Raw genomic sequence first — 12,964 nt, forward strand, 5'->3', positions numbered from 1 at the left:
CCTGTGTGCTCGTCGTGCCGTCGTCTACCGCAGAACGAGTCCGGAGGACACGTTGACCATGCCGCCGGTCATCCCCGCCGCGCCGTCCGAGGCCAGGAAGGCGGCGGTGGACGCGACGTCCGCGAGCCGGACGTTGCGGCGCAGCACCGACATGGCGGCGATGCCGTCGAGCGCGGTCTGCGGGTCGGGGGCATGGTCGCCGGCGACCGCGGCCAGCTTCTCCTTGGTCAGCGTCTCGGCGACGCCCGCGGTCCAGATGCCGCAGACCCTGACGCCCTGCGGGCCGTTCTCCGCGGCAAGGTAGCGCATGAAGGCCTCGGTGGCGGCGTCGGCCGGACCCGTACTGCCCATGCCGGGCATCGCGCCGGCGCCGGAGCCGCTGTTGAGGTGCAGGATCACCCCCGAGCCCCTGACCGCCATCCGGCGGGCCGCCCCGCCCGCCGTGTGCAGGGCGGTGAGCAGGCCGTTGTCGACGGCGCGCAGCAGGTCGGCCGCGGGCATCGCGGTCAGCGGGACGCCCTGGACGTCGCCGCGGCTGGCGAGGTTGAACGACACGTCGACGGCCCCCGCGGTCGCCACGACGTGGTCCAGGTGCGCCTCGACGGCCGCCTGGTCCAGGGCGTCGACCACCGCGGCCTCGGCCTGGCCGCCCGCGGCCGTGACCGCCTCGGCCACGGCGTCCAGGCTCGCCCGGGTGCGCCCGGTCACGAAGACCCTGGCGCCCTGCCGCGCGAATTCCGCGGCCACCGCGCCGCCGATGCTGCCGCCGCCGCCGTAGATGACCGCGGTCTTGCCTTCGAGGATGCCGCTGCTCATGTCCGCCTCCAGTGGGTGTTTCCGTGTGGCCGTGCTGTGGTCGTGCTGCTCGGTTGCCGGTGTAACGACACGGGGCGCGGAAACTCATCGGTGCGTCGGTGCGTCGGTGCTTCGGGGTTCTGTGGTGGCGGTGTGACAGTGAACGGGTGGGGAAGGGCGGAGAAGCAAGAGGAGACGATCACTCGTCGGAGTGACCCACTTGGGCGGAATTGCCCATTCCTGCTGTCGAAGATATGACAACCTATGACACGATCTTGAGTGATCGTCACAGGGAGGACAAACGGGATGCAGGTGGCCAGGACGACCAGGAGCCGGCTTCGCGCCGCCGTCGTGTGCGGGGCGCTGCTCGCCTCCGCCGCCCTCTCGCTGCCCGCCGCGCAGCGGGCCGCGGCGCGGCCGTACGAGCCGCCGATCCCGTCGCCCTCGGCCACCGCGCCCGCGCCGCAGGACCCGGACCCGACCGGCCCGGCCGCCGCGGTGCCCGCGCCCACCGGGACCGCGGACCCGGCCTCGCTGCCCGACCTGCTGCACCAGCTCCAGACCCTCTACCAGCAGACGGAGACGGCCACCGAGTCGTACAACAAGGCGAAGGAGACCGCCGACCAGCAGCGCGTCAAGGCGCGGGCGCTGGACACGCGGCTCGCCGCGCAGCGGTCGCAGGTCGTCGCCGGGCGGGACCAGGTCGGGCTGATGGCCAGGCAGCTGTACCGCAGCGGCGGGGTGTCCCCGTATCTGTCGATGCTGGGCGGCGAGACGCCGCAGGACTTCTTCGGGAGTCTGCACATCGCCCAGCGTGCCGTCGGGCACCAGCAGGACGTCGTGGCCGGCCTGACCGCGGACGAGCAGCGGCTGGCCGCGCTGAACGCGCAGGCGCAGCGGGCACTGGACGCGGCCCAGGTCGCGCAGAACAGGCAGGCCGCGCAGAAGACGCAGGTCGAGACGCATCTGCGGCAGGTCGAGGCGCTGCTCGCCGGGCTCAGCGGGGTGCAGATAAGCGAGCTGCAGGCGCTGGAGAAGCAGGGCGCGGACAAGGCCCAGCAGGAATTCATGGACTCCAAGGCGCTCGGCCCCGACGCTGCCGAGCGCGCGCCCTCGGCGGCCGGCGACCGTGCCATCGGCTACGCCTTCGAGCAGCTCGGCAAGCCCTACGTGTGGGGCGCCGAGGGCCCCGGGTCCTTCGACTGCTCGGGCCTGACCTCGCAGGCCTGGTCGCACGCCGGAATCCCGATCCCGCGCACCGCGGAGGAGCAGTGGGCGCGGCTGCCGCACGTGCCGCTGTCGCTGCTGCGCCCCGGCGACCTGGTCGTCTACTTCCCCGGCGCGACCCACGTGGCCCTTTACATCGGCGACGGCCTGGTCGTCCAGGCCCCGCACACCGGCACGGTGGTGCAGGTCTCCCCGATCGCCGCCAACCCGATCCTCGGCGCGGTCCGCCCCGACCTGGGCGCCCAGCCGGTCGCGGACTACCAGCCGCGCCCGATCCCGCAGCAGAAAGACCAGCCGCAGACGGCCCGGCCACAGGCCGACCAGCCCTAGACCCCGCCTAGGGAGCGGTGGCCGCCAGATAGTCCGCTGCCGCTCCGGGCTCGTAGAACCAGGGGTCGAAGCCGGCCGGGGTGTCGAAGCCGTTGGCGATACGGTCGGCGACCGGCGGGCGGCTCTCGGCGGCGGCCAGCAGGGCGTGGACGTGGTCGGGCTGCGGGGACGCCAGCATCGCGTTGGTCCAGCGGGAGGAGGGGCCCGCCTCGGACCAGAAGCGGTCGAAGGCGGTCTCCATCCACGGGCGGTCGAAGGGCAGTTCGCCGTGCCCGGCGATGCTCGCCAGGTAGGCGGCCGCGCATTTGGCCGCGTTGTTGGACCCCTGGCCGGTGAGCGGGTCGTTGGCGACGACCACGTCCGCGACGCCCAGCACCAGCCCGCCGCCGGGGAGTTCGGCGACCGGTTCGCGTACGGTCGGGGTGAAGCCGCCGACGAGCGTGGCGTGGGGATCGGTCAACTCGACCGCGGACGCGCGCTCGTACTCCCACGGGGTGAAGCGGCGCATCAGGTCCAGCGTCAGGCGCAGGTGGTCCGCGGGGTCCTTGACGGACTCGAAGGCGTCGACCGGGCCGCCGGGGACGCCCTCCCAGAAGAGGATGTCGCAGGGGCCCGAGGTGGTCAGGGCCGGGATGACGATGAGTTCGCCGACGCCGGGGACCAGGTTGCAGCGGACCGCGTGGACGTCGGGGTGCTCGGGGCGCGGGCGGAGGCCGTGGACGTAGGCGACGGCCAGTGCGCGCCGCGGGGTGCCGTACGGCGAGCGGGCCGCGTCGGGGCGGAACATCGAGACGGTCTCGCCCTTGCCCGCCGCGACCAGGACCAGGTCGTAGGCGAGCGAGAAGTAGTCGAGGTCGGCGGCGGTCGCGGCGTGGACGACGACCTTGCCGCCGCGCTCGGCGAAGGTCTCCAGCCAGCCGGCCATCTTCACCCGCTGGTCGACGGACTGCGCGGGGGCGTCCAGGCGGCCGAGCCAGTCGACGGCGCGGGCGGACCGGGGTCCGGCGGCGGAGCCGGGTCCGGCCGCGGACCCGGGTCCGGCGGCGGAGCCGGCCGCGGGGGCCGCGGCGACGGATATGCCGAGGCCGGTTATGCGCGGCGCGAGGTCCGTCCAGAAGTCCAGGCCGGCCGCCCGCTCGTGGGCCAGGGCGGCGCCGAACATGCACTGGGTGGAGGTGACCCGGCCGGTGCGTATCTCGTCGGCGGTGCGGTTGGACATCACGGTGACGTCGTAGTCGCGGGCCTGGAGGCCGAGGGCCAGTTGGAGGCCGGCCTGCCCGGCTCCGACGATGAGGATCTTGCGCACGGCGCCCCGCTTCGTTCGGCTCTGGTGATGTCGTCGGCCCAAGCGGCCGGGCTAGAAGGGCTGTTCGGCCAGCGCGTGGGTGACGAGCGAGAGCAGTGCCTCGACCACGGAGGACCGTTTCCGCGCGTCGATGATCTGCACCGGGATGTGCGAGGGCACCGCGAGCGCCTCGCGTACGTCCTCGCCGGTGTAGGCGGCGGTGCCCTCGAACTGGTTGACCGCGACCGTGTAGGGCAGGCCGGTGCCCTCGAAGTAGTCGAGCGCGGGGAAGCAGTCGGCGAGCCTGCGCGTGTCGGCGAGCACGACCGCGCCTATGGCACCGCGCACCAGGTCGTCCCACATGAACCAGAAGCGCTGCTGCCCCGGTGTGCCGAAGACATAGAGGACGAGGTCCTTCTCCAGGGTGATCCGGCCGAAGTCCATGGCCACCGTGGTGGTGACCTTGTCGGGGGTGGCGGCCAGGTCGTCGAGCGCCTCGCTGGCCTGGGTCATCACCGCCTCGGTGGTCAGCGGGGTGATCTCGGACACCGCGCCCACGAAGGTGGTCTTGCCCACGCCGAAACCGCCGGCCACCACGATCTTCGTGGAGACCGGCGCGCGGCCGCGCTCGTTCTGCCAGTCCTGCAGGCCGTCCGGCCGGTCAGAGCCTGCGAAGTCCACTGAGCACCCTTTCGAGCAGCGCGCGGTCGGGGCTGCCGGACCCGTGCCCGGTGCCGTACACACGAATTCTTCCCTGGTCGGCGAGATCGCTGAGCAGCACCCGGACGACGCCGAGCGGCATCCTGAGCAGCGCGGAGATTTCGGCCACCGACCGCATTCTCCTGCACAACTCCACGATCGCCCGCCTCTCGGGCAGCACGCGTTCCGCCCAACCACCCCTGGCGGGGGCGTAAGGCTCCTCCGGGCCCTCCACAGTGGCCACGAAGGTCTCGACCAGCAGCACGTGGCCGACCCGCGTCCGGCCGCCGGTCAGCGAATACGGACGGACCCGGTCCGTCCTGCGGTCGGCACCTCGCTGCGGCGCTCCGCGCCTGGGCAGTGCGGACATGGACGACATCAGTCGGCTCTCCCGGTGGCCTGGCGCAACTCGCTGCGGAGCGCGGGGGTCAGTACATGTCCGGCGCGGCCCACGAACAGGGCCATGTGATACGCGATCACGCTCAGGTCGCAGTCGGCGGTCGCGTGCACGCCCAGCAGCGACCCGTCGCTGATCGACATCACCACGAGCACTCCGTCCGCCATCGCCACGGTGGTCTGCCTGACCCGTCCGCCGTCCATCAGCCGGGCGGCGCCCACGGTGAGCGAGGCCAGGCCCGACACGACCGCGGCGAGATCCATCCTGCTCTGGCCGGCCAGACCCGGATGCGCGGGCGCCTCCGTCATATTCTGCCCGCTCTTGCCGTCGGAACCGTCGTCAGGTTCGGAACCGAGCAGCAGCAGGCCGTCGGAGGAGACTACGGCGACCGAGTGGACGCCGTGCACCTCCGCCACGAAATTGTGCAGCAACCACTGGAATCCGCGGGCCTCTTGGCTGAGCGCCCCGGGATGCGTGCCGACCGCGTTCAACGGGTCGCCTCCTCAACGTTTCCTGCCGGATCTGCCGGCTCCCGCGACCCTGCGGGCGCCTCGTCACGTTCGCGTACGGCCTCGGCCCGGCCCGCCCGCAGGCCGCGCTGCAAGCCTTCGAGCCTGCGCCGCAGTTCGGCCGCGTCCACGGGCGGCGCCGCGACGGGCGGCGCGGCCCGCCGGGTGCCCGCGGCCCCGCGCACCCGCTGCGGCAGCCCCTGCCCGGCGCTGCCGCCGGCGGGGCGGGCTATCGGGTAGGCGGCGGGGCCGGGTTCCGGGGAAGGCGCAAGTCTCGCGGCGGGCAGTGGCGCTGGTAGGAGAATGGCGCGGATGGGCGCGGGCACGAACGACGCGGGCGCGGGCACGAACGGCAGGGCCGGGGACGGTTCGGCCGGCGGGTCGGACGGCGGGGCCACGGGCAGGTCCGACGGCAGATCGGCGGGCAGGTCCGACGCCGAGTCGGCGGGCGGCGCGAAGCCGTGGATCTCGTCGGGGCCCGTCGCCTGCGCCGGCAGGCGCACGGGTCCGGCCGCGGAATAGCGGCGCGGGTCGCCGCCGGTGAAGGCGGCCGGGTCGAGCGGGGTGACCGGCGGCTCGTCGGGCCCGACCGGGGGCACCAGCAGGCCGGGCAGCACCACCACGGCCTGGGTGCCGCCGTTGCCCAGCGGGTGCAGCCGCACCCGGACGCCGTGCCTGCGGGCCAGCCGCGAGGCCACGTAGAGGCCCATGCCGGCGACCGCGCCGGGCGGCGACGGATCGGGGTCGGCGAGCAGCGCGTTCAGCTCGTCGATCCGCTCCGCCGGCACGCCGATACCGGAGTCCGCGACCGCGACGACCACCTCGCCGGTCTCCAGCAGCTGCCCCGACAGCAGGACTTCGGTGGTCGGCGCGGAGAAGCCGGTGGCATTGTCGAGGAGTTCGGCGAGCAGGTGCGCCACGTCGTCGGACGCCCGGCCGGCGACCCTGACGCCGGGCAGCACCTCGATGCGCACCCGCTCGTAGCGCTCGACCTCGGAGATCGCGCCGCGCACCACGTCGATCAGCGGGACCGGGCGGGCGGTGGCGCCGTGGCTGTGCTCGGTGCCGCCCAGCACCAGCAGATTCTCGCTGTTGCGGCGCATGCGGGTGGCGAGGTGGTCGAGCTGGAAGAGCGTCGCGAGCCGGTCGGGATCCTGCTCCTGCTCCTCCATGCCCTCGATCAGGGCCAGTTGCCGCTCGACCAGGCCCAAGGTGCGCAGGCTGAGGCTGACATGGGTCATGTGGGCGGCATTGCGGGCCGCCGCCGCGCTCAACTCGCGGTCCAGCTGGGTGACATGGGCGACCAGCTCGTCGTGGGCGCGACGCAGGGCGTCCTTCTCGGCGACGGCCCCGGCCAGCGCGCCCCTGGTGCCCTGGGTGGCGCCGCGCTGCGCGGTCAGCTCGGTGCCCAGCTCGGCGGCGCGGGCCCGCAGTGCCTGCGCCTCGTGGGTCAGCGCGTTGGCGCGGCGGGCGACGGCTGCGTATTCGTCCTGGCCGATCACCTCGACGCCCTGGCCGCCCTGCGCGTCGGAGCGCGACCAGCGGTGCAGGGCCGCCAGCGGGCGGGTCAGGCTGCGGAAGAGGGCGACCAGCACCGCGACGAGCAGCAGCAGGCACAACGCGGCCAGTGCGCACCGCAGTTCGAGGACGGTGACGGTGTGGTCGCGGTGGTGGGTGGCGGCCGCGGCCCGGTCGGCGGCGGCGGACGCCTCGACGCTGCGGAGCAGGCCGATGCGGGCGGTGAGCGCGGACCTGACCGCGGCGGCGCCCAGGGCGCGGTCGGTGCGGGTCAGTTCCGCCCCGTCGAGGAGCGCGGCGGTGTCCTGGTCGGCCTTGGCGACGTCGGCGCCGGTGACCGTCCTGGCGTAGCGGTCGCGCAGGTCGGCGGGCGCGGTGCCGCGGAAGTCGGCGAGCGCGGAGCGCTCCTGGAGCCTGGCCGCCTGCGCGGCGGCCACCAGCGCCGGCTGCGTCCCTCCCTGGGTCAGCGCGCCCACCAGCAGCCCGCGCTGCACCGAGGCGGCGCCCGCCAGCCGGGTGAGCGGGCCGGCGCCCGGCGCGTCCCCGGCACGCCCGAGCGCGTCGATCAGCGGCTGATACGCGGTCACGGCCGCCTGCACCCCGTCGCGGTCCGCGCGCGCGGCGAGCGCCGCCTTGCGGACGCCGGGCAGGGCGGCGAGCGCGGTACGCAGCTCGGCCGGCGGTCCCGCCGCGAGGACGTCCGCCAGCTGCCGGTCGGTCCGGGTGCCGTCGGCGGCGGGCAGCTTCGGCGCCTTGGCGCCCGCGGCGACCAGCGCGGCCACGTCGTCCCGCTCGTCGGCCAGGTCGTGCGCCAGGACGGTGGTGCGGGTGTCCAGGGCCGCGGCGGCGGCCCGGTCCTGCGCCGCCGTCAGATCGCCTATGCCGAGTGCGACCCCGGGTGCGGCGGCGGCCACCACCGCGGCCGCGCACACCAGGAGGGCGGCGAGCATGCGCTGTCCGACCCGACGCTCACGCGGTTGACGTCGTTCACGCACTTCTGGCTCGCAATCACGTATCGCCGGCGGGGATTCCCGAGGAATATGCAGGGGCTGACACGACCCTTGCAGTCCCGCCAGGAAGGGGGCCATCCCTCCCTCCTCCGGACACTCGAACGAGTGAATCGCACTGGCGACACACCGGACAAGCCGAGTAGACCGGACAGGGGTTCGGCGGATCGGGGGCACACTGGCGCCGCCGCGCCGCGTTTGGCAGGATGCCCGCCCACAGCCGCGCCGACCGAGCGTCCGGTCGAACGGTTCGAACGGGGCCTGCCGCACACTGAGTCCATGCGTATCGAGACGGCGACGGCGCCCGGGATGCCGGGGGCGCCCAACGAGGACTTCGCGGCGGTGGCGCTGCCCGCCGGGGGACACGGCGGGTCACTGGTGCTGCTGGACGGCGTGACACCGCCGCCGGACAACGGGGACTGCGTCCACTCGGTGCCTTGGTTCACCTCGCGGCTGGGCGGGGCGCTGCTCGAACTGTCCGTCTCGCGGCCGGACATCACCCTTGCCGACTGCCTGTCGGCCGCGATCGCCGCGACGGCGGAGGCGCACCGGGGCACGTGTGACCTTTCTCACCCGCTGACCCCGCAGGCCACCGTCGTGGCGGTGCGCTGGGGTGCCGACGAGGTGGAGCACCTCGTGCTCTCCGACTCCGTGCTGCTCCTTGAGGGCGCGGGCGGGGCCGTGACCGCGGTCCTCGACGACCGCATCGACCGGCTGCGGGCGGCGGGCACCCGGGTCGGCCCGCTGCGGAACCTGCCCGGCGGCTTCTTCACCGCCGCCGCCGATCCCACGGTGGCCTCGAAGGCGGTCACCGGCCGCACCCCGGTCGCGTCCCTTCGCGGTTTCGCGGCCCTCACGGACGGTGCCGCGCGGGGCGTCGAGGTCTTCGGCTCCGACGACTGGGCGTCGACCTTCGCCTTCCTGCGCAAGGCCGGGCCCGAGGCCCTCCTCACCCGGGTGCGCGACCAGGAGCTGGCCGATCCGGCGGGGGCGGCGGTGCCGCGGGGCAAGCCGTTCGACGACGCGACCGCCGTCCTGGTGGAGCTCTAGGGTCCCCACCGGGCCGGGTCACCCGGGTGGGTGACCGCCGGTCACAGGATTTCCGCCGTGGATTCGTTCAGGTTGTGCAGGAGCCGGGCGAGGTCCGCGAGGTCGGGGTGGGGCCAGGAGGAGAGCTGGCGGAGGTAGGCCGCGCGGCGGGCGTGGCGGACGTGGTTGAAGCGGTTGCGGCCGTCGGGGGTGAGGCGGATCAGGAAGGCGCGGCCGTCCGCCGGATCGGGCTCCCGGGTGACCAGCCCGAGGACCTCAAGTGCCCGCAGCTGGCGGCTCATCGTCGCCTTGCCGACGCCGAAGTAGGACGCCAGGTCGGTGGCCCGCTCCGGCTCGACCTCCTGGAGCCGGACCAGGAGTCCGTACGCCGCGGGTTCCAGCTCCGGATGCACCGCTCGGGCCAGCTCGCCGGAGGCCGCCCGGGCGCGGCGGAAAAGCACCGTCAGCTCCCGCTCCAGCGCGTCCATCGACGGGTCAGCTCCTGCCGCATCTGCCGCATTGCGCGCGTCGGTCACAGCATTCCCGCTTTCAACGCCTGAAAGTTGTCTTCACACACGGTGGTATCCGCAGTACGCCAAGTATTTCGCAGGAGTAGACCAACGGCGGTTACAGGACCCTCTTTCCACGCGCGTAGCGTCCCACGTACCGTCCCCATGTCATGACCATCCCAAGGTCATGCCGAGTCCCCCACCTGGAGGCACGCATGTCCCACGGAGCTATCTCCGTCGTGCACGGCAACGGCTCGGTCCGGACCAGGCTCGCGCTGCTGGCCGGTTCTCTCGTCACGATGCTCGCGATGGCGCTCGCCGCACCCGGCACCGCGCACGCGGCGAATTCCGGTCACATGACCCACCCCGACCTCGACTGGCTGGGCTCCCAGATCCAGATCCACGAGGGCAGGAGCGCCCCCGGGGACTCCAAGGTCGTCACCGCGGCGGTCACCCAGACCCCCGGGATGGACGTCTCCAGCTACCAGGGCAACGTGAACTGGGCGGGTGCCTGGTCCAACGGCGCGAAGTTCGCGTACGTCAAGGCGACCGAGGGCACCTCCTACACCAACCCCAACTTCACGCAGCAGTACAACGGCTCATACAACGTCGGCATGATCCGCGGCTCCTACCACTTCGCCCTGCCCGACGTGTCGACAGGCGCGGCGCAGGCCGACTACTTCGTGGCGCACGGCGGCGGCTGGTCCAAGGACGGCAAGACGCTCCCCGGCGCGCTGGACATGGAGTACAACCCCTACGGCGCCACCTGCTACGGCAAGACGGCCGGCGGAATGGTCAGCTGGATCACGTCGTTCTCGAACGAATACCACGCCAAGACCGGCCGCTACCCGACGATCTACACCTCCACCAGCTGGTGGAGCACCTGCACGGGCAACAGCGGCGCCTTCAGCGCCGGCAACGCGCTCTGGGTCGCCCGCTACGCCGGCACCGTCGGCACCCTCCCGGCCAACTGGGGCTACCAGACCTTCTGGCAGTGGGCCGACTCCGGCACCTTCCCCGGTGACCAGGACCGCTTCAACGGCGCGCTGGACCGCGTCAAGGCCTACGCCAACGGCTGACCGCCGCCGACAGCGAAGAGCGGCCCCTTCCCCCTGGCGCGGGGGGAGGGGCCGCTCGGCGTCCACGGCACGGGACCGTACCGACCGTCAGGCGGCCACCGCTACCTCGCGGAGGGCGGCGTCGGCCTCGGCCGGCTCCAGGGCCAGCGCCAGCACCTGGCGGACGTCGCCGACCGGGTGGACGTCGAGGGCGTCCAGGATCTCGGCGGGGACGTCGTCCAGGTCCGCCTCGTTCCGCTTGGGGATCACCACGGTGGTGATCCCGGCCCGGTGCGCGGCCAGCAGCTTCTGCTTGACCCCGCCGATCGGCAGCACCCGCCCGGTCAGCGAGACCTCACCGGTCATCGCCACGTCGGTGCGCACCCGGCGCCCCGACAGCAGCGACGCCAGCGCGGTCGTCATCGTGACACCGGCGCTCGGCCCGTCCTTGGGCACCGCCCCGGCCGGCACGTGGATGTGCACGCCCCGCTCCTTGAGGTCGCCGACCGGCAGCTCCAGCTCGGCGCCGCGCGACCGCAGGAAGGACAGCGCGATCTGCGCGGACTCCTTCATCACGTCGCCCAGCTGCCCGGTGAGCTGCAGCCCCGACCCGCCGGTCTCCGGGTCGGCCAGCGACGCCTCGATGTAGAGGACGTCACCGCCCGCGCCGGTCACCGCGAGCCCGGTCGCGACCCCGGGCACCGCCGTACGCCGCTCCTCCGGGTCCTGCGCGGACTCCGGCACATGGTGCGGCCGGCCGATCAGGCCGCGCAGGTCGTCGGGGCCGACGGCGAAGGGCAGCTTCTGGTCGCCCAGCTCGTGCCGCGCGGCGATCTTGCGCAGGATGCGCGCGACCGTACGCTCCAGCGCCCGCACCCCGGCCTCCCGGGTGTATTCGCCGGCCAGCCGGCGCAGCGCGTCCTCCTCCAGGGTCACCTCGCCGGTGTCCAGGCCGGCCCGCTCCAGCTGGCGCGGCAGCAGGTGGTCGCGGGCGATGACGACCTTCTCGTCCTCGGTGTAGCCGTCCAGCCTGACCAGCTCCATCCGGTCGAGCAGCGGCTCGGGGATGGACTCCAGGACATTCGCCGTGGCCAGGAAGACCACGTCGGACAGGTCGAGCTCGACTTCCAGGTAGTGGTCGCGGAAGGTGTGGTTCTGCGCCGGGTCCAGGACTTCGAGCAGGGCCGCGGCGGGGTCGCCGCGGTAGTCGGAGCCGACCTTGTCGATCTCGTCGAGCAGCACCACCGGGTTCATCGACCCGGCCTCCTTGATGGCCCGGACGACCCGGCCGGGCAGCGCGCCGACATACGTCCTGCGGTGGCCGCGGATCTCGGCCTCGTCCCGCACACCGCCGAGCGCGACCCGGACGAACTTGCGCCCCATCGCCCGCGCCACGGACTCGCCCAGCGACGTCTTCCCGACGCCGGGCGGCCCGACCAGCGCCAGCACCGCGCCGCCGCGGCGGCCGCCCACCACGCCCAGGCCGCGGTCGGCCCGGCGCTTGCGCACCGCCAGGTATTCGGTGATGCGCTCCTTGACGTCGTCGAGGCCGGAGTGGTCGGCGTCCAGCACCGCGCGGGCGCCGGCGACGTCGTAGGTGTCCTCGGTGGTCGTCTGCCACGGCAGTTCCAGGACGGTGTCCAGCCAGGTGCGGATCCAGCTGCCCTCGGGTGAGGCGTCGGAGGACCGCTCCAGCTTCTCGACCTCCTTCAGCGCCGCCTCGCGCACCTTCTCGGGCAGGTCGGCGGCCTCGACGCGGGCGCGGTAGTCGTCGGCCTCGTCCTCCGGGTCGCCGTTCAGCTCGGACAGCTCCTTGCGGACCGCGTCGAGCTGCTGGCGCAGCAGGAACTCGCGCTGCTGCTTCTCCATGCCCTCCTGGACGTCCTTGCGGATCGTGTCGGCCACGTCCTGCTCGGCCAGGTGGTCGCGCAGCCACTGCGTGGCCAGCTTCAGCCGGGCCACCGGGTCCACGGTCTCCAGCAGCTCCACGCGCTGCTCGGCGCTCAGGAAGGGGCTGTAGCCGGAATTGTCGGCGAGCAGGCTCACGTCGTCGATCTGCTGGACGCGGTCCACCACCTGCCAGGCACCGCGCTTGCGCAGCCAGCTGGTGGCCAGCGCCTTGTACTCCTTCATCAGCTCGGCCACCGCGCCGGGCGACTCCGCGACCGCGGGCTCCTCCATGACGGTGCCCTCGACCCACAGCGCGGCCCCGGGCCCGGTGGTGCCCGCGCCGATCCTGATCCGCGTACGCCCCTTGATCACGGCCCCGGGGTCGCCGTCGGACAGCCGCCCGACCTGCTCCACGGTGCCGAGCGTGCCGGCGGCGGCGTACTTCCCGTCGATCCGCGGCACCAGCAGCACCCGCGGCTTCCCGCCACTCCCGGCGGGATGCGCGGCCTGCGCGGCCTCCACGGCGGCACGTACCTCGGAATCCGACAGGTCGAGCGGCACGACCATGCCGGGCAGCACGACTTCCCCGTCCAGCGGAAGCACGGGCAGGGTCAGCGGGTTGGAGGGGATGGACTCAATCGGCATGATCGCTCCTCGTGCAAGCAAGTTGAGTACACCTGACTCAATGCAAGGCGCTCCGCCGGTGTTCCC

General features: G+C 73.5%; 11 protein-coding genes. 3 read left to right on the top strand and 8 right to left on the bottom strand.

Annotated elements, in window-relative coordinates; all coding sequences use genetic code 11:
* Window positions 1-24: 24 nt before the first annotated feature.
* Window positions 25-816 (bottom strand): SDR family oxidoreductase, encoded by a 792-nt coding sequence (locus OG900_13605; GenBank protein ID WUH91037.1) that lies wholly within the window; start codon window positions 814-816, stop codon window positions 25-27.
* Between the two features lie 285 nt (window positions 817-1,101).
* Here OG900_13605 and OG900_13610 point away from each other — a divergent pair, with 285 nt between their 5' ends.
* Entirely contained in the window at window positions 1,102-2,352 is a 1,251-nt protein-coding gene (locus OG900_13610) for an NlpC/P60 family protein (protein ID WUH91038.1), read from the top strand.
* Between the two features lie 7 nt (window positions 2,353-2,359).
* Here the strand turns inward: OG900_13610 and OG900_13615 are convergent, their stop codons facing one another.
* Genes OG900_13615 through OG900_13635 form a run of 5 tightly spaced genes read right to left on the bottom strand, consistent with a single transcriptional unit; the run spans window position 2,360 to window position 7,710 of the window.
* Window positions 2,360-3,658 carry an FAD-binding oxidoreductase gene (locus tag OG900_13615; GenBank protein WUH91039.1) on the bottom strand — a complete coding sequence of 433 codons (1,299 nt, stop codon included), beginning with the start codon at window positions 3,656-3,658 and terminating at the stop codon, window positions 2,360-2,362.
* 51 nt (window positions 3,659-3,709) lie between these two features.
* Window positions 3,710-4,318 carry an ATP/GTP-binding protein gene (locus OG900_13620; protein WUH91040.1) on the bottom strand — a complete coding sequence of 203 codons (609 nt, stop codon included), beginning with the start codon at window positions 4,316-4,318 and terminating at the stop codon, window positions 3,710-3,712.
* The gene (locus OG900_13625) at window positions 4,299-4,715 is read right to left on the bottom strand and encodes a DUF742 domain-containing protein (protein ID WUH91041.1); all 417 of its coding nucleotides are present in this window, start codon (window positions 4,713-4,715) and stop codon (window positions 4,299-4,301) included. Before OG900_13625 ends, OG900_13620 begins: the two co-directional genes overlap by 20 nt.
* Window positions 4,715-5,224, bottom strand: coding sequence for a roadblock/LC7 domain-containing protein (locus OG900_13630; GenBank protein ID WUH91042.1), 510 nt, complete (start codon window positions 5,222-5,224; stop codon window positions 4,715-4,717). Before OG900_13630 ends, OG900_13625 begins: the two co-directional genes overlap by 1 nt.
* Window positions 5,221-7,710, bottom strand: coding sequence for a nitrate- and nitrite sensing domain-containing protein (locus OG900_13635; protein WUH91043.1), 2,490 nt, complete (start codon window positions 7,708-7,710; stop codon window positions 5,221-5,223). The genes OG900_13630 and OG900_13635 overlap by 4 nt, the downstream gene beginning before the upstream one ends.
* 336 nt (window positions 7,711-8,046) lie before the next feature.
* Between OG900_13635 and OG900_13640 the strand changes: the two genes are divergently transcribed.
* The gene (locus OG900_13640) at window positions 8,047-8,817 is read left to right on the top strand and encodes a hypothetical protein (protein ID WUH91044.1); all 771 of its coding nucleotides are present in this window, start codon (window positions 8,047-8,049) and stop codon (window positions 8,815-8,817) included.
* Window positions 8,818-8,858: 41 nt separating this feature from the next.
* Here the strand turns inward: OG900_13640 and OG900_13645 are convergent, their stop codons facing one another.
* Window positions 8,859-9,284, bottom strand: coding sequence for a MarR family transcriptional regulator (locus OG900_13645; protein WUH91045.1), 426 nt, complete (start codon window positions 9,282-9,284; stop codon window positions 8,859-8,861).
* A 236-nt stretch (window positions 9,285-9,520) separates the two neighbouring features.
* On the opposite strand from OG900_13645, the gene OG900_13650 reads away from it, so the two are divergent.
* On the top strand, window positions 9,521-10,384 hold the full coding sequence (locus OG900_13650) for a lysozyme (protein ID WUH91046.1): 864 nt from the start codon (window positions 9,521-9,523) through the stop codon (window positions 10,382-10,384).
* 87 nt (window positions 10,385-10,471) lie between these two features.
* Here OG900_13650 and lon read toward each other — a convergent pair whose 3' ends face one another.
* Window positions 10,472-12,898: an endopeptidase La gene (gene lon / locus OG900_13655; GenBank protein ID WUH91047.1), complete on the bottom strand. Its 2,427-nt coding sequence runs from the start codon at window positions 12,896-12,898 to the stop codon at window positions 10,472-10,474.
* Between the last annotated feature and the right edge of the window lie 66 nt (window positions 12,899-12,964).

The sequence above is a fragment of the Streptomyces sp. NBC_00433 genome (assembly GCA_036015235.1).
GTDB lineage: Bacteria > Actinomycetota > Actinomycetes > Streptomycetales > Streptomycetaceae > Actinacidiphila.